Origin of the sequence: Peribacillus sp. TH14 (assembly GCF_016651145.1) — a bacterium.
GTDB lineage: Bacteria > Bacillota > Bacilli > Bacillales > DSM-1321 > Peribacillus > Peribacillus butanolivorans.
Genome location: NZ_JAEKEK010000001.1, coordinates 5542446 through 5560038 on the forward strand (window position 1 = coordinate 5542446; position 17593 = coordinate 5560038).

General features: G+C 36.1%; 18 protein-coding genes and 1 pseudogene. 2 read left to right on the top strand and 17 right to left on the bottom strand.

Features of this window, described 5'->3' with window-relative positions; all coding sequences use genetic code 11:
- Nucleotides 1-120 precede the first annotated feature (120 nt).
- The 5 genes and pseudogenes from JFU50_RS26605 to JFU50_RS26620 all read right to left on the bottom strand — a co-directional run bounded on the left by JFU50_RS26605 (nt 121) and on the right by JFU50_RS26620 (nt 7061).
- On the bottom strand, nt 121-1785 hold the full coding sequence (locus JFU50_RS26605; RefSeq protein ID WP_201224845.1) for an amidohydrolase: 1665 nt from the start codon (nt 1783-1785) through the stop codon (nt 121-123).
- 213 nt (nt 1786-1998) lie between these two features.
- Nucleotides 1999-3204, bottom strand: a complete 1206-nt coding sequence (gene tnpB / locus JFU50_RS26610; protein ID WP_201224846.1) for an IS200/IS605 family element RNA-guided endonuclease TnpB — start codon at nt 3202-3204, stop codon at nt 1999-2001.
- 1005 nt (nt 3205-4209) lie between these two features.
- The gene (gene truA / locus JFU50_RS26615; protein WP_201224847.1) at nt 4210-4947 is read right to left on the bottom strand and encodes a tRNA pseudouridine(38-40) synthase TruA; all 738 of its coding nucleotides are present in this window, start codon (nt 4945-4947) and stop codon (nt 4210-4212) included.
- A gap of 924 nt (nt 4948-5871) precedes the next feature.
- Nucleotides 5872-6225 (bottom strand): annotated as a pseudogene (locus JFU50_RS31155) (HTH domain-containing protein); the annotation flags it as partial.
- Nucleotides 6226-6530: 305 nt separating this feature from the next.
- Entirely contained in the window at nt 6531-7061 is a 531-nt protein-coding gene (locus tag JFU50_RS26620) for an ECF transporter S component (RefSeq protein WP_201224848.1), read from the bottom strand.
- A 248-nt stretch (nt 7062-7309) separates the two neighbouring features.
- Here JFU50_RS26620 and JFU50_RS26625 point away from each other — a divergent pair, with 248 nt between their 5' ends.
- Together JFU50_RS26625 and JFU50_RS26630 are read left to right on the top strand one after the other, a co-directional pair.
- Complete coding sequence (locus JFU50_RS26625) at nt 7310-7690, top strand: restriction endonuclease (RefSeq protein WP_201224849.1); 381 nt, start codon at nt 7310-7312, stop codon at nt 7688-7690.
- Nucleotides 7691-8720: 1030 nt separating this feature from the next.
- On the top strand, nt 8721-9857 hold the full coding sequence (locus JFU50_RS26630; protein WP_201224850.1) for a site-2 protease family protein: 1137 nt from the start codon (nt 8721-8723) through the stop codon (nt 9855-9857).
- A gap of 72 nt (nt 9858-9929) precedes the next feature.
- Here the strand turns inward: JFU50_RS26630 and JFU50_RS26635 are convergent, their stop codons facing one another.
- The 12 genes from JFU50_RS26635 to JFU50_RS26690 all read right to left on the bottom strand — a co-directional run bounded on the left by JFU50_RS26635 (nt 9930) and on the right by JFU50_RS26690 (nt 16862).
- Nucleotides 9930-10415 carry a DUF6843 domain-containing protein gene (locus JFU50_RS26635; protein WP_201224851.1) on the bottom strand — a complete coding sequence of 162 codons (486 nt, stop codon included), beginning with the start codon at nt 10413-10415 and terminating at the stop codon, nt 9930-9932.
- 578 nt (nt 10416-10993) lie between these two features.
- A complete protein-coding gene (locus tag JFU50_RS26640) occupies nt 10994-11773 on the bottom strand; it encodes a sulfite exporter TauE/SafE family protein (RefSeq protein ID WP_201224852.1) in 780 nt (259 codons plus the stop codon).
- 51 nt (nt 11774-11824) lie between these two features.
- Nucleotides 11825-12052, bottom strand: a complete 228-nt coding sequence (locus JFU50_RS26645; RefSeq protein ID WP_053345635.1) for a sulfurtransferase TusA family protein — start codon at nt 12050-12052, stop codon at nt 11825-11827.
- Between the two features lie 46 nt (nt 12053-12098).
- On the bottom strand, nt 12099-13226 hold the full coding sequence (locus tag JFU50_RS26650) for an MBL fold metallo-hydrolase (RefSeq protein WP_201180981.1): 1128 nt from the start codon (nt 13224-13226) through the stop codon (nt 12099-12101).
- Nucleotides 13227-13274: 48 nt separating this feature from the next.
- Nucleotides 13275-13667: a DsrE/DsrF/DrsH-like family protein gene (locus tag JFU50_RS26655; RefSeq protein WP_201224853.1), complete on the bottom strand. Its 393-nt coding sequence runs from the start codon at nt 13665-13667 to the stop codon at nt 13275-13277.
- Between the two features lie 30 nt (nt 13668-13697).
- Nucleotides 13698-14270 (bottom strand): sulfurtransferase TusA family protein, encoded by a 573-nt coding sequence (locus tag JFU50_RS26660; RefSeq protein WP_201180982.1) that lies wholly within the window; start codon nt 14268-14270, stop codon nt 13698-13700.
- A 54-nt stretch (nt 14271-14324) separates the two neighbouring features.
- Entirely contained in the window at nt 14325-14621 is a 297-nt protein-coding gene (locus JFU50_RS26665) for a rhodanese-like domain-containing protein (RefSeq protein WP_201180984.1), read from the bottom strand.
- 17 nt (nt 14622-14638) lie between these two features.
- Nucleotides 14639-15007 (bottom strand): rhodanese-like domain-containing protein, encoded by a 369-nt coding sequence (locus tag JFU50_RS26670; protein WP_201180986.1) that lies wholly within the window; start codon nt 15005-15007, stop codon nt 14639-14641.
- A 54-nt stretch (nt 15008-15061) separates the two neighbouring features.
- Complete coding sequence (locus JFU50_RS26675; RefSeq protein ID WP_201180988.1) at nt 15062-15541, bottom strand: DsrE/DsrF/DrsH-like family protein; 480 nt, start codon at nt 15539-15541, stop codon at nt 15062-15064.
- Between the two features lie 307 nt (nt 15542-15848).
- Nucleotides 15849-16154 carry a monooxygenase gene (locus JFU50_RS26680; RefSeq protein ID WP_056523023.1) on the bottom strand — a complete coding sequence of 102 codons (306 nt, stop codon included), beginning with the start codon at nt 16152-16154 and terminating at the stop codon, nt 15849-15851.
- Nucleotides 16155-16292: 138 nt separating this feature from the next.
- Nucleotides 16293-16553 carry a metal-sensitive transcriptional regulator gene (locus JFU50_RS26685; RefSeq protein ID WP_053345627.1) on the bottom strand — a complete coding sequence of 87 codons (261 nt, stop codon included), beginning with the start codon at nt 16551-16553 and terminating at the stop codon, nt 16293-16295.
- A 15-nt stretch (nt 16554-16568) separates the two neighbouring features.
- Nucleotides 16569-16862 carry a sulfurtransferase gene (locus tag JFU50_RS26690; RefSeq protein ID WP_242489108.1) on the bottom strand — a complete coding sequence of 98 codons (294 nt, stop codon included), beginning with the start codon at nt 16860-16862 and terminating at the stop codon, nt 16569-16571.
- Nucleotides 16863-17593: the final 731 nt, after the last annotated feature.

Below are 17593 nucleotides of genomic sequence, written 5' to 3' on the forward strand. Positions count from 1 at the left end.
GGTATAATGGATTGATAATGGAAGGAAAATTAGATTGATGCACTCTTCAAATAATTATAGATGTTGGTATTTATAACATTAAGCTCAATTGTTAACGCCTTTTAAAGATGCAATAAAAAGTTAAGAAGTCCTTACCGTTTCTTGACCATATACTGGTTTTCCATCAATAAAAGTAGCCAGAACTGAAATGTCCTTAATTTCTTCCGGATGAATGGCTGTAGGATCAGCCTCGAGAATGGCAAAGTCTGCATGTTTTCCAATTTCGATGCTTCCTGAACACGCTTCATCAAAATTTAGTTTTGCTCCATAAATAGTCATGGACTTTAATGCAGTTTCGACATCAATACGCTGCTCTAGGCCTAAAACATGGCCCTCTCTCGTTATTCGGTTTACTGCTGCCCACACAGAAAACAGCGGTGAGATTGGAGTAATTGGACAATCAGAATGCAGGGTAAACAGTAAATTATGAGCTACAGCCTCAGCTAAAGGGCTAATACGCCTTCCCCGCTCTGGCCCCAAGAAAATTTGTTTATGCCTGTCTCCCCAAAAATATACATGATTGATGAAAAAGGATCCTGCTACATCAAGTTCTTTCATCTTCACCACATCTTCAGCGGTGGCGCTTTGGACATGTTCGATTCGATGGCGGTGATCTGCACGTGGGCTCTTGGATAAAGCATATTGGTATGCTTCTAATATCGATCCGATGGCACGATCCCCGTTTCCATGGGTTGTGATTCTAAATCCTCGACTGTGCAGGTCTAAAACTTCTTCGTTAAATGCTTCTTGCGGATGGATGAGTTCTCCATAAACATCTGGATTTTGATAATACGGTTCCCGCAATGCTCCTGTTAAGCCTTGAATGGAGCCATCCTGGAACATTTTGGCGCTATCTAATTTAGCCCGGCCTCCAGATCTTTCTTGGAACTCTTTGTCCAGTTGAGCAGGAGAATATCCTCCGAAAGCTTCTCCTTCACGAAGCTGCTGGTGCATAATCATTAATTGCGTACGCATCGGATTAATCCCTTGCTCAGCCGCTTTAAGATGAATCTCTAAATCTTGCAAATCACTAGTGAAGCCTACAGCTGCATCTGTATTCGTTGTAATCCCTTGAGCTAAATAATCTTTTGAAGCCTTCCCTAGCATGTCAATCTGTTGTTTTACTGTCATTTGAGGAATCTGTTTATTAATCGGTATCATAGCTGCTGGTTCATAGATTACGCCATTCAGTCTCCCTTTCTCATCCCGCCCATAATGGCCGCCTTGAGGGTCAGAAACATCATCTGTTAAACCAGATAATTGTAAAGCAAGTGAATTAACTGCGGATATGTGTCCTGAGGTGTGTGTGATGATAACAGGTTTATTTGGCGAAACCTTATCTAAGTCTTCCCGTGTTATATGGCGCTTTTCATACAGAAGGGTATCATCATATCCATATCCCTTGACCCATTCCCTATTGGGAGTTTCTTTTGCTTTTGCTCCAATTACCTCCAATATATCTTTTATGGATTGATTAGGCGGTGTGCCGCAATTCACCTGTCTCATTATTTGGCCATACGCCAAAATGTGATTATGTGTATCAATAAATCCTGGAATTAAAGTAGATCCCTTTAAATCAACAACATTTGTACTTGCTGTCACTTCGACGGCACTTTTAGGAGGCTCGCACTCCCTCCAAATACCAACAATTTTGCCATTTACTACAGCCACAGACCCAGCACGACGATTCCTATTATCTAAAGTCAGTACATTGGCATTTTTAAATAAAAGATCGATTTTAATCATAAAAAATCCCTCTATTCTTTAAATATTTCATCATTCCGTTAAGATTCTATTGCAATGACACTATGGTCTGCAGTAACATAATCAGTTACTCTGGCGGGGAGAATTTTTTTTCAAGGGAAAATAGTGGCCTTGAACTACCCACCACTTATCGACCATACGGTCTGATTGAAGTGGGGGATTCCTAAGAACATCAGCCTATCGGCCAATTTTTAATTAGGCTACTCCCGTAGTTCCTACGGTTAGAAGCCTTATGGCTTCATTCAATAGATTGAGTCCTGCGTTAATATCTCGATCGTGGTGAGTAGTACAAAAAGGACAATCCCATTCACGAAGATTCAGATGTTTAACGTCTTTATTTTGGTAACCGCAGCTAGAACACAATTGGCTAGAAGCGAACGTTTTAGATACGGTCACGATTTGTTTACCATACCATTTTGCTTTGTATTCCAACATTTTTTTGAATTGGTACCAAGATACTTCACTAATAGCTTTAGCTAGTTTGTGATTTTTCATCATATTCGACACTTGCAAGTCTTCCATTCCAATAACATCGTGGTTTTTGATGATTTTGGTAGAAACTTTATGTAAGTAATCCATTCGGGCATTTGAAATTTTTTCGTGTAGGATAGCCACTTTTCGTTTTTGTTTTTGATAGTTTTTAGCTTCAGCCAATGGTTTATTTTGATTCAAGGCTATTTCTTGTCGCCTTGAAAGAATCCGTTGTGCTTTGGTCAATTTCTTTTCGACCGTCCGGAAGAATTTTGGATTTTGATAGACCGTACCATCTGAAAGAATAGCAAAGTTCTTCAAACCAACATCTACACCGCACGAACGATTCGTTTTAGGAAGTACTTGTACATTGGTTTCGGCTAAAACGGAAATGAAATATTTACCCGTAGGGTTCCGCCTGATTGTGGCATTGATGATTCGCCCTTCGACTTCGCGGCTTTTAGCAAAACGAACTAGACCGAGTTTTGGCAATTTGATTTTGTTTCCAACAATTCCAATATTCCCATTCGTATGTTTAGTCGTATAGGACTGGATAGGATTCTTTTTCGATTTGAAGCGTGGTGACTTGTTTTGCTTTTTATAATATCGACTATAGGAATCTGCTAAATTTTCCACCGATTTCTGTAAGGCAATACTGTCTACTTCTTTCAGGAAAGAATACTTTTTCTTTAAAGCTGGAAGTTCTTTGATTGTTGCGTATTTATTCAGAAAAGAACCTTTCCATTCATTAGAGGGTAATTGGCCGTTCTGCTTCATTTCTTCACAAATATACCAGTAGGCACCTTTCTCCTTTTGTTTGCCTAAAAAGAAGTTATAGACAAAACGGGAGCAGCCGATCGTTTTATTGATTAGAACTAGTTGTTCTTTAGTTGGATAGATTCGAAATTTATAAGCTTTGTTTACGACCATTGGTTTCACCCCCTTATAGTTATTATCAACCACAGAACGTATGTTTGTCAAAAGATTACTTTGGCTTATCCCAACCGCCATTCATCTCCCCCTTACCGTTGGGTTCTCGCCCTTCACACGCTTGAAGAGGGAGTCTTCTGGCGGGAAATGATAAAACACATCCTTTCTTAAATGAATTGAGAAGTTTTAGACTACCATACATGCGCATTCATTCTTACTAGCATCTTTACCGTCCATCAACATCACGTCGTCCGAACCAGCAAAAAGAACATATTTAAATTAAATCATTTATATTCATAATTTTCAATATTTTCAAAATATATTTTTCGTTTAATTAATTGAACTAAATTCATTATACTTAAGGTTTTGCAAAAAGGAAGAACATGAAAAAAATACACATTAGTCTGTCAACTGGTCCATAGGCCAATTAACGAAAAAACGCCCGGAATCTAGACGTGATGCTAATCTGCCTACTGCGAACATATCTACTAAAAAACCCCACATATTCTCATAGACTCTGCTCAGCTTTCAATAAGTTAATATAAAAATTTTATTCGCGAATAGCTTTTCAATTAATAATAACAATGTGAGCAGATCATTAATCAACTGCAATCGCCCGAAGCATGCAACATGAAAAAAGACTCAAATCCTTGTAAGGATTTAAGCCTTTGATAGTTAATGACCTGTGAGGGATTTAAACCCCAAACCTCACCCCTATCAATTTTCCGAACTATCTTTTAAACAGTATTTTTGCAAGAATAGAATACATTAATTCCAATAATTCAAGTACACAATGTTTTTTATGCAAATAGATTCTCTTAATTCCATTGTTTCTAGAAATTCTGTGCAATTTTTTATCATTGAATAATAATTGAGATGAGGGTATGTTTTTTTTGCGAAACACTCCACATATCCAGAGGGTATGTTACAACACACGGAATATCGGTTATGGTTTACAACATCAATCCAGGCGCATTTTGCATAGGCGGTACATTTATATTTGGTCTAAAAATCAACCTTTACCAAGTACAACCCAGCTGCCTCCGCCATACGACCCGTTTGGATTCTTTCTTTTGACTCTAAAATACTTGGTATATTTTCAGCATCTATTTCACCCAACCCAACTTCTATCAACGTTCCGACAATCTTTCTAACCATATTATAAAGAAATCCATCCCCTAGCACTGTAATTTGGATGAAGCCGGCATTTTCTTCTATATCAATAGAATATATTTCACGAACCATGGATTTTTTCTTAGACTTTGCATTTGAAAAAGCAGTGAAATCATGTTCACCTATAAAATATTGACATGCTCTTTTCATTCTTGTGATATTTAGCTTTTTCTCAACATGCATACTGTACTTTCGCATGAAAGGATTTGTATATTGCTCATTCCAGATCTTATATAAATAGGTTTTATCCTTAGCATTATAACGGGCATGAAAACGTTCAGGTACTAGCATAACCTCTACAATGCTGATATCTTGGGGTAAATATCTATTCAAATAATTCATAATTTCAAATTCAGTCAGATTTTCACCAATCTTAAAATTGGCGATTTGAGCAAGAGCATGTACACCGGCATCTGTTCTGTCGCATCCGATGATTTCAATTTTTTCCCCTACCATTTCCGTTAATACATTTTCTATTTTCCCTTGAATCGTATCATCGCTATTACCGAGTCGTTGCCAGCCCTTATAGCGCCCGCCATCATATTGAATTGTCAATTTATAATTGTTCATTTCTTCCTCCTTATTTTATTACTTTATAGTCTTCTAAACAGAAAATTCTTGATAAAATACAAGCCCCCATACAACTCCTGCTGTATGAGGGAACATATCAGTTTTTCTTAAAAACACAACAAATTGTTAAGATGTTATTGGTCTTTGTATTATATTGTAATGTGTTTTTGTACAACCAAAAAATATTTCTCCGAAGTTCCCCGATTCCCACGGTTCAAATTAAAATAAAGATTTCCGACGAACCCCTATTTTGCTCCTTTTTTATTTCAAAAGACTTTTTTTGAGAGAGGAGAGAAAGAAAAGATAGGAATGGCAAGGGATTGACATAAAAAAAATCCCAAAATCGGAAATGTCTATTTTCACGAAATTAGAGTTAGAATCGGAAACGGTTATTATTGGGTTATACTTTTAAAACTAACTTTGTCACACACTCCACATGTGCGAAGTGTATGTGGTGATACATGGAGTGTTTCTTTTTATAAAGCTGTATCCCTTTAATTCCCTATAAATCGGGTTGAACTGACCTTCGTTACTACTTTCACTAGTCTAGAGTGAATGTAATAACAGGATAAAATGCTCCACATTTCCAGGTTTCTTTTGGGAGCACATTACAAGGACTTTAATAAATGATTTATGAAGATCGAACATATAATCTATGCCATTCCATAATAAATCCTAGCACTCAAAGTGAAAAGTACTTCTGCATAGTGTACCAAAGAGGCTGACGTCATGCAACGAACGAGACATTCAAAAGATTTTAAGATGCCTCACGAGCCGAATAAATAATCAAAGTGAGTGGCCCACTTTGTCTATCAACAGAATGTGCATTAAAAAACTATTTTTTGTTTGTTATTCATAAAAGCTATAGAAGCAGGAGAACTTGATGAACGCCTACAAGAAATTGAAAAACATATAACGCTAAAATAGTTGTACTTCAGCTTCTAATCTAGCATTTTTCTCTTCCAATGTTTCTTCTTTTTTACGAGACCTTTCTGAATGGTTTATTCGTGAATCACTCAATCCCAAAACACCCGATTTTTTATAAGCAGTACGCCTTCTATAGGTCGCTTTTTTAACCCTGTCAACATCAATAATTTCAATATCAAATCCATACTCCTCAAAAATAAGATGTGGTAGCTTTCCTTTTTCACTTTCAGCGATAAATATTCTTATAAACTCATCTGTATATGTAATTGACTTTGAACTAACAGATTTAACATAAGGATTATTCGATAAAATATTTATTTCTTTTTCAGTAAAGTGTTTTTCATTTGAAATTCCCCAATTCGATTTTTAACTCTTAATACAAAAAAGTACCCTATAAAGTAGTCCTTTTTTCAAAGTGTATACTCTATAGGGTACTTTTTACAATACTGAAGTCATTTAATCGTCGCTTAATTAGCAGGTTGTCTTTTATTAAACTGTCCGAAATTTAGGGCGTAGTTCATCATCTAAAGGGTACTATCATATAGCAGAACAACAGGTATAGAAAATAGAGAAAAATAAATAATAATCAGGAAAAAATGAATCAGTTTAATCCACTGCTGAAAGACCAAAAGAAGAAACCAAAATATGTTTCACTCCTATATCTGTCCAGCTCTTTTCTTTAAACGTCCTACAAGTGGTACTACAATTATACCGGCTATTACGACCTGCATAACGTTTCCGGGGATGGAGCCGATTGGCTGTATCCAGTTACCGTAAAGGATAACTTCGGCAAAATAGTAGCCCACGATTTTTATAATCAGTGCAACGGCAACTGCCAGTGTGTATACAAGTTCTCTTTTGCCGGGTACCTTTTCGGAGATGAGTCCGGCTAAAAAGCCCATTGCACCTACGATGATGAATGTAAACGGTGCCCATGCTGCCCAAGGAGAGATAAGATCGGAGAAGCACATTCCGATGGCGCCTGCTATGGCTCCTGTTTTTTTGCCGTAAACGAATGCTGCTATAAAAAGAGGAACGTTACCCAGATGGATTAGGCCTCCGTTACCCATTATTGGTAGCTTTATGCTGATAAACATTGTGGCTACAAGGGTAAGTGCGATGAAAAGTGCATTGATGACTAAGGCTCTTGTTTTAGTTATTTCTGTCGGTAAGTATGTTGAATTCATATGATAACCTCTTTCTTTTTTTTAAATATTATCATACTCCTAAACAGATTTGTTGAGTTAATTTAAATATACATCTAGTAAGAAAACAGTTTTGCAGACCCATACTATTTAACACACCCTTACATGGAGGTTTTTAAGTCAGAAAAGTAGGTAAAGTATGGTGTATTAAAATTTAGGGATAAAATGGAGAGGTCAAAAAAAAAGAAAAAGCCCCAACCCTTGAAAAGGATTTGAACTCTGTTTTGAAGATGACCTGTGAGGAACTTGAACCCACGACCCCTTTTAAAAGTCAAGGCTACTATGTAGAAGTAACTAGCCCCTCTGGTGATTTTGGTGGAGATTTAATATTTAAAAAAAGAAAAGAGAAATCTGTGGTACAAGCCAAGCGATATGGGGAAAACAAGAAGGTTGGTATAGATGCGATAAACGAAGTGGTAGGAGCTGCCGGATACTACAATGCAACTAAAAAGATTGTAATTACCAATCGTTATTATACCGTTGCTGCAAAGATACCTGGTAAAAGGAATGGGGTTACTTTACTTGATAGGGATGACCTAGTAAGGATGCTTAATCAATACAACGATGCACAAATTAGATTTTCAAAGCAGAAAGAACCTATTGATATATAAATTAATTTTTTTATTAATGCTGATTGAAAAGAAGTGTTACTTAAATATTAGCTATGAAACGTCTTTTATTTATGCATTAAAACTATTTTTTAAATAACCTTTTAATAAAGTATCTGAATTGATGGCTTTGGTGTGAAGGAGAGGCGGACAAGAAATGCCCTTAATATTATGGAAAGAATTCCATTGTAATATGAAAAAAATTGTAACAACCAAACTTTTGGCGCTTCAATCGATTATGGATTATTTAAGGTGCCAAGAGCAGGATTCTCATACTCTTGACTTGCCCAGGTCTCACTTTACCAAGCACTCTACTACGAGTACACCTTATTCTGCCTAGCTTTCGCTATGAGGACGGTCAACTTCTGGGGAAGTGTATTCCCTTTTAACGGGAGACACTACGAGAGTAAATCGTAGCCAGGGCAGACGGGTTACCCAACGAAAAGCTTTTTCATCATATTACAACAGCATATTTGCCTTTCAAACATACTGAGGAGCGCTTCGCCACATCTATAATTGGGATTAAAATAGTTAAGATGGATTGTTTTATCCATGTTTATCATTTTAAAGTATTTTCATTAAATCCTTTTTCATAGAAGTATCTTATATAACTACCGAAAGAAAATATAATCGTTTTGGCGGTTCGTACATATCCCAATTAAATTTATATGAGTTATTAAAAATAAGTTCAATATCCTTTCCAATCTTGGTATATGCTGTCTTTTACATTCTAGCAGGTTTCACAGCATAGCCTTTGTATGATGGAAAGTCTTCTCCAGCAGTAGAATCTATAACTCCACTAAATAATAACCTCCATCTAGTATTTCTGTGATAGGTGCACTCTATCTTAATTATTAAAAAATGTATTACTTGAAAGTTAATATTCTAGAAAAATATTCCTAAAAGGAAAAGAAAAGGATTATCGAATACGATATAATAAGGATATTAGCAAGATGATAAATCAAGAAGGAGCTCAGATAGACATAGTGTCACTGGGGTCATCTGTTTTCCCATTTACTCTAGGAGGTACATTTTGAAAGAATCTAAATCGAATAAAGGATGGTTAAGTTTGGGGGCAATCGGGTTATTTTTCCTGGGAAAAATGAAATGGTTGTTTGCGCTATTGAAAATAGCAAAAGTAGGTTCTCTGATTTCTATTTTCGTTTCTTTAGGAGCTTATGCCTTGGTTTACGGTTGGAAATTTGCCGTAGCCCTAGTCTATCTAATTTACATCCATGAAATGGGGCATTTACTTGCTGCTAAGAGAAAAGGCATCAAAACATCCAATGCCATTTTCATCCCTTTTGTCGGAGCGTTAATTGCCCTTAAAGAAGAACCCAAGAATGCTAACCAAGAAGCTTATCTTGCCTTCGGAGGTCCTTTATTAGGTACATTAGCATTTCTACCAGCCATCCCCCTATTTATGATGACGGAAAATCCATTTTGGCTTTTAGTTATTACACTTGGAGCCATGATTAACCTATTTAATCTAATGCCTGTACATCCTCTTGATGGAGGACGTATAGTGGGAGTCATCTCCACAAAGCTTTGGGTATTAGGGATTATCGGGATGGTTGTATATTTGTTTTTCCATCCAAATCCATTTTTAATTCTTTTCTTATTATTGGGTATTTCTAAGTGGTGGAAAGAATTCCGAAGTGAGATAACTAGAAATCAAAGAGATAGTGTTATTGAATTCAATCAATTTGGTTTAGAGCAGCTAGAGGAATATGCAGGTGCGACAGAAGAAGAAAAAATTCGCCTGTTTAATATTTGGAATGTGGAATTAAATCAACTAAGTCAGAAGCTAAACAAAACGAAGACTTGGCATATCCCACTCCTAGAAGATAATAAGCTAAAAGAAAGACAACTGAACGAGTTAAAAGAAAATATATATAACTCATTAGTTGATGCTGCTAATTCGAATGAATACCAGTACGGACCGACCGATTTTGAAAATATAGGCACGTATGAACGAATAGTAGCAACGTTCTTTAAAGAAGTGCAAGAACAAACTGAAATTAGGGATAAAGAGAAATCCTATTACTCATCGAGTCTCAAAACAAAAGTCATCTGGTTCTCATTATATATTGGGCTTGCCATTTTCTTAATGATAACAAGCTTATATGCAGGTGATTTAATGGAACAATATAAAAATTTATTACCGTAATACATTATGAAAAAGGGACCTCAGTTTATGAAGGTCCCTTTTGTTTGTCCAATTTATCATTGTTTAGGCTCATTAATCAAAATAATTCATCCAGTAGCTTATCACTTCTTTTTTTTGTGTATAATAATCATCCTTGCCATCAAGGTAGAATGCCTCGCCGCACTGTTTTTTTGTTATTTGAATAGTGCTGTATTTAATTTCTGTACCACTTTCTCCTGTAAAACTGCCATTTCCTACAACATGTGTACATTGTTCGTTAATAGAAGTTCTATCCCCGTTTTCGTTTATGTAATAATATTTATTGTTCACAGTACCGTAGTTCATATCTTTTGTTGAAGTAAAATAAACACCATATGGATGGATTTTGGTACCTTCCAACGCCTTTAAATATTCTAATTTCACTCGAATAACTGAATACTCATCTTCTTTTTCTAACATTGGTTTTTTCGGAACATCATAAAAAACTATAATAGAACCCTCGAAACCACTAGGAATAAGGTACAATTCATTTGTTTCTTTTTCTAGGTGCGAACAACCTCCAATCAATAACAAGGACATAATTATAGAAAAATATCTTATCATAGAAATTAACTCTCTTTCTAACAGACTTTTAGACATTTTTTCTTCACTTAATTATATAGTTCTTTTTAACATTATTAAACAAATCCGCCCCAATACTGCAATAAGAAAAAGTCGCCTCAGCAACCTACTTTCTTAAAGTAAAGCACCCGCTAGTTAAACAAAGTTACTTAGTGAGAGCTGTTTAACAGCACACGATTATTACTATAGAGAAACCACGCTTTTTGATTTTATTGAACATACCATTCGGAGAAAAGCCAAAAAGATGGTCTTATTTTTAACCTCCATCGTTAGCTGAATAAGCAAAAAGCTTTACCTACAGTTCCTTGAAAAATTAATTATTACAAATAATTGACCTGTAATACGTTTTACTCCTTCTCTATCCGCCACCAATTAAGTAAATAATACTACAAAATGAACTATGTCTTTATAAACAGAAAAAGACCCAAATCCCTGTTATATCAAGGATTTAAGCCTTTGTTAGTTGATGACCTGTGAGGGATTCGAACCCACGCCCCCTTCCCTGTCAAGGTAAGGGTCCAATATCCCCAAAAATCTTATGACAAAATCCCCATCCAAATTTTCACAGCCGTTGCCAAAATTAATAAAGCTAGGATGACTTGAAGTATTTTTGTATTCACTTTTTTACCAGCCATCGCTCCTAGTGGAGACGCTATTAAGCTTGCTATAACCATGATCAAGGCAGGATAGAAGTCAACTTGCCCTGTTGAGATTTTCCCTACCGTTGCGCCAATCGATGAAATGAATGTAATCGCTAAGGAAGAGGCGATTGTTACCCTAGTTGGGATTTTCAAGACAACTAGCATAATAGGAACTAATAAGAATCCACCGGCTGCACCGACAATCCCTGAACCCAAACCGACAATTAAGGCTAAAATTGCTGCAAGCCATTTGTTAAAGGTTACTTGATCCAAAGGAACGCCATCTATTCCTTTTTTAGGAATAAACATCATGACAGCTGCTATTAGAGCAAGTAGGCCATATACGATATTTATCCCGTCTTCAGACATGGATTGCGACCCAAAACTCCCAATGACACTACCTATTAGTACACTAACACCCATATAGATGATGAGCGTCTTATTTAAATAGCCACCTTTACGATAAGCCCAGACACCACCTATGGATGCAAATAATACTTGTACTGCACTTATTCCTGAGACTTCATGAGTACTAAAAGCCGCTAAACCGAAAAGTGGTGGTATATACAAAAGCATTGGGTATTTAATGATGGATCCGCCTATACCTAGCATTCCTGAAATGTATGAACCTATAAATCCTATCAAAAAGATGGTTATGATAAAAGTAATATCCATTTTTATTGCCTCCTTGAAAAGAAGGGAACCAATAGGGTTCCCTTATCATTATCAGCCTTTTCTAATCCAAAATTTTAGAACTTCATTTTCTTCTGCAGTTTCTACTAGCTCATGGCCACCAGATTTTGACCAAGCAGCTAAATCTGCTTTAGCGCCTTTATCTGTCACATGTATTTCTAACACTTGACCAGATTGTAAATCATTCATAGCCTTCTTTGTTCTAACGATCGGCATCGGACAAGCAAGTCCCTTAGCATCTAACATTTTATCTGAATTCATCATACATCTCTCCTGTTTTCGTAGTATTTATAATCTTTTCTTAAGTTTATCGAACCGCACAACGATTTGGTCCAATTTCCATTTCGCGCTGTTTTTCCTCATCAGGGGTGATTTTCCCCATATTCGTTTCACGGATTTCTTGATATGCGTTTGGCTGTGGAGGTAAGTTTCCTGTAACCAACTCTCTGAATTCTGTTTCGTCAGCAATGTTCAAACCATGATTTTCTGTAAATAACTCTCCTAATTTCTTTGCAACACTGCCGTCTTCATTTAATTCTTCAATGATCATAAAATGAGATGGCAGTACGATTAACTCGTCTGACAATTCTCTATAGCGAGTATAAAGTGTTTCTCTCAAGTCTCCTACCCAATCCTCAGCTAATCCGGCTAAGTCCGGTCTACCAATGGAATCGATGAATAGAATATCTCCTGAAAGCAAGTATTTTTCATCGACTACAAATGAAGTGGAACCAATCGTGTGGCCCGGGGAGTATAGAGCATGAATATTGATAGCTGTGTGACCGATCGTAACCACCTTACCGCCTTCTAATGGCTGATATTCAAAAGTTACTTCTGTTGCATCTTTTGGTGGTAGCCAGTAAGTTGCATTTGCACTTTCTGCTATTTTTCTTCCACCTGAAATATGGTCAGCATGTAAGTGCGTATCAAATACATGAGTGATCTTCGCTCCAATACTATCGGCAAAATCAACGTAGATATCAGTCATTCTTGTGGAATCAATAACGGCTGCTTCACCATTAGAAATGATCATGTAAGATAAACAACCTTTACCGAGACGTACAAATTGGTAGATTTCTCCGCCATTATTCAAATCCCCAATTTTCACTGGTTCTAAGTGTTCACTCCATGCTTTCATTCCGCCCTTCAAATAAGAAACATCCAGCCCTGCTTCAGATAGCATTTCAGCAACCATAATAGATGAGCCTTCTTTTGCACAGACAACTAAAATTTCTTTATTTGCTGGAATTTTATCGATGATTTCTTCAACGCCATCCAGTAAATCAAAGTAAGGAATATTAAGGAATTCAAAGTTCTCTCCTTCAATTTTCCAATCGTTAAAATCACTTTCATTTCGAACATCCAAAATAAATAATTCAGCTTTATTGATTACTTTCTTTGAAACCTCTTTGGCTGTCATTTCATTTAACGCCATAAAATATACCCCCTATAGTATTTAGCGTTTCAAAATTTTTTACCTGACTTAAAAGGTTAAAGTTACATCCGCATCTTTCGCGAATTCTAAAAATGTAACAGCTCCACCGACTTCGATGCCGTCAATGAAGGCTTCTTTTTCCAAGCCCATAACGTCCATGGTCATTTGACATCCAATAAACTTGACGTCCATTTCTTGTGCCATAGAAAGTAACTCAGGAATAGAAGGTGCATTAGCCCTCGCAAATCCTTCTGCAAAATGTTCCTTACCTTCTGGCATCGGTAGTTGTTGATTCGCTACTTTATGGATTAAATTTAAGCCTTCGAATGTAAAGAAAATAGCTACTTCTTGATCCGTTGCTGCTGCTGTTGCAATGTTAAATACTTTATATGCGTCAAATAAACCACCGTTACTAGCTATTATCGCTACTTTTTTAGACATGATATGCCCCTCCATTTTTAGGATTATATGTTATTCATTCACTGATTTTTGTGTAGGACCATTCCATTGGCTCATGCCCGGTTCAACATTAACCACTTGTTTAAATCCTGCAGCTGTTAGTTTTTGTGCAGCCAGGTCACTTCGGCTACCGGTTCGGCATATGACAAAAATCTCAGACTCTTTATCCAGTTCACTAAAACGTTCTTCTAATTCACCCATTGGAAGGGATTTAGCAGCTGGAATATGATTAAACGCATATTCTGCCGATTCACGTACATCAAGTACTATCGTGTTTTGATTTTCTTCTATTTTTTGTAGAAGTTCTTCATTTGAAATGACTTTTTCATGCTTTTTTACTTCATGCTCTTCACCACTTGCTTTCCGAAGATAATGTTTAAGAACGGTTCCTTCTTCAACTGTACCCAAATATTGATGACCTGTACTTTCTGCCCAAGCTTTCATATCTGCAGTTGACCCTTTATCCGTCGCTTGAACTTCTAGCACTTCTCCTGCTTCCAGGCCGTTCATTACTTTTTTCGTTCTTACTATCGGCATTGGACATGCTAATCCTTTTGCATCTAATACGGAATTTGTTTCAATCATGTTTTTTTCCTCCTTATTTGCTAATACAGATGGGGGTATTTAAGAATTTAAAAATTATTCTATTGGACCGTTCCATTCAAGCATACCGCCTGTCATATTTAGCACTTTATATCCATGATCTTCAAGTAACTTTGCTGCCATTGAACTTCTGCCTCCTGAACGGCAAACCATGATATATTCTTTTGATTTATCCAAATCTTGCATTCGAAATTCCACGAGGCCCAATGGGATATGCGTAGCATTGGGTATTTTCCCAGCCTTTACTTCATCTACTTCCCGAACATCTATAATATTAATTGTCGAGTTTCCTTTTAATAATGCATTCACTTCATTTGGTGAGATTTCTTTCATGATTGAAATACCTCCTTTTAATTGTGCCAAGCACTCATGCCGCCTTTTACGTTGGTAACTTCTTTAAATCCAAGTTTTTTTAATGACTTACTTGCTTTACTGCTTCTCATCCCACTTTGGCAGATGACAAAGACTTCTTCATCTTTTGAAAGTTCTTGTGCTCTTTTATGAAGTTCGAATAAGGGAATATTCTTAAACTCCTTAATATGATTGCCCCTATACTCATTAGGTGTACGGACATCAATAAATTGCTTACTTCCTTTGTTACTTAATTGAGCTTTTAACTCACTCGTATTAATATTCTTAATTCCCTTTGCCGGGACAAAGCGCTGAAATAAAAACCAAGCAATTGCCCCTATTATTATGACATTAAATGCTGTTCCCATTTTAATATCCTCCCCTCCTTACCATGAAATTTACCCTATTTCACATTTTATTACTTAAATGAATAAGTTTACATTACCATCTTCTGCGTCTGCTAGATAAGCTGCCACACCCGCGTATTCTATTCCATCTAATAATTCCTCTTGTTGCAAGCCCAATAAATCCATTGTCATCGTACAAGCTATTAATTTGACCTCTTGTTCTTGAGCCAACTCAATTAAATGAGGCAGTGACATGGCGTTATGTTTTTTCATTACATGTTTAATCATTTTAGGGCCCATTCCAGCAAAGTTCATGTTGGATAACCCCATCTTATCAGAACCTCGAGGCATCATTTTTGCAAACATTTTTTCAAAGAAGCCTTTTTTTAATGTCGATGGCTCATCTTTTCGTAAAGCATTTAATCCCCAGAAAGTATGGAAGATGGTTACTTCATGATCATAAGCCGCTGCACCATTTGCGATAATATAGGCCGCCATGGCCTTATCATAATCACCACTAAATAAAATGATCGTTGTTTTTTTCTTTTCAGTCAATTTGTTTTTCCCCCTTGATTCCTAATTACCCGTATGGGTATATTTTTCATTAAAAAAATATTCTTTTAAATGGATACTTTATTAGTTTAGTTTCAAATACTTTAAAATACCCAGTAGGGTATATGTTATGGTAAAAAGTTTATTTCGTCAACCCTCTTCTTTTGAAATGTTATAAAAGGAACTGGATACACCAGGTTTTTTTGAGAGATCCCTGAATACAGAAGGATAGGCTCCTTAACCACATCCTCCTGTATGTTTTAAACCATACATATAGGTAAACTATCTTGATTAGATTAACAGACACCTCTTATTTAAACGGACCATGATTGATTTGTGTTAATCCTTCATTCACTTCGAATATTTTCCCGTTAACTGTCTCAATACCAAATCCTTTTAATCGAGCAGTGTGCATAGTTAAGTATTTTTGAGCTGATTCTTTTGACTCAAACAGATAAATACCACCAGCCTCCTTTGCCTCGCTATCTTCAGTCCAAATTTTCCAAATCACCCCTTCTTCATCATTGATGCTTTTTGCTAATTCAGTAAATTGTTCAACCATGTCATTACCAAATGGTCCATCCATTTTAAAATCCACTTGTAAAATATAAGCCATTTTTAACACTCCTTTTTAAATAACTAATAAATTCGTTTTGTTTAGATTTTGTGTTAATCGAGGTACAACGACACTACCTTGTACATTTTCCAGAATATCACCTAAATTTACCGTTGATGACAGCTTACTTTACTTCTTTTATCTGCTTTTTATCAATAAATTAACAGCTTCTTTTACAAGATGTTCAGTGCCTTCACCTTTCTCTATGTTTTCCCGAACACATTGTTCTAGATTTGCACTTACAATAACGCCCATAGTCCTATCAATTGCATTTCGTGCAGCAGACAACTGTGTGACGATATCTCTACAGTCTTTTCCCTGCTCCATCATTCCTAGAACTCCTTTAATTTGTCCTTCAATTCGCTTTAACCGATTGATGACGCTTTTATCGTATTCCATATTCTACCCACCCATCTATTTACAAACACAATCACTTATCTCATAACTGGTTACCTTAATTCCTTTTCCAATTAAGAAGCGCAGCCCCAAGTTCACTTCTATTTTATCGGAAGCAATTACATGAATGTTTTCATGTGGGATTTCTTTATTAAAACGTTTCAAATATGCATAAGGGATATTCAAAGCATCTCTATTGATATCATCCTGTTTTTGATTATAAGCCCTTATATCTAATAAAATAGCGCTATGATTTTTACTATTATTCTTTTCGCAAGGAACGTTTTTAACAGGAACATAACGTTTATACAAACTAGGGACCAAAATCACGACAGTTAATAGAAGCAAATAAAAAATCAAATCCACCACCTGTGTTTCAATTTATAACCTCATATTATACCTATGGGGGTATGTTGTCAAGCTAGTTAAACTTACTTCTAAAATGATTGTCTGCGATGTCGATATATCAGTTCCTAAATATTTTTCTATATTTGTGAGTTATATGGGAGAAATTTATACTGGAAACGAATAATATTAGTCCCTACTGAACCTTCCCCTTATACTTTCTTCTATCATTTTTTCTCATTCTTTTTTGAACCTCCTGATACTCATAATTACTCCCCCTCGAGACAACTTATCAAACGGTTAGAAACTTATTCTTGTCCCAAAATTTTATTCGCACATGGGCAACTGTTTTATCAGGATATGTAAATTTCTGAAGAATCTACAAAAATGATAACATCCCTTAATGCATGTGGACCTCTACTTAAAAACGTTTATTCAAAGCCATACTATTTTTTTTTGACGAGTTTTTCTCCTATTTACAAAGGAATCTAAGCAGGAAACCACTTGAGACGTTAGCGATTGATGCCATATACCTATTGAAACTCGAGATCAAGCTCCCTAAAAGAAAAAAGAATCTGAACTAAAACGCTAACCTAATAAATCTCATTTATATTAGATTATAACAGTCAGGTTATACTAGAATGGTGGTGCTCAGTGATGTTCACTCCCCGAATGAGCATTATTTTAATTCACCTCAA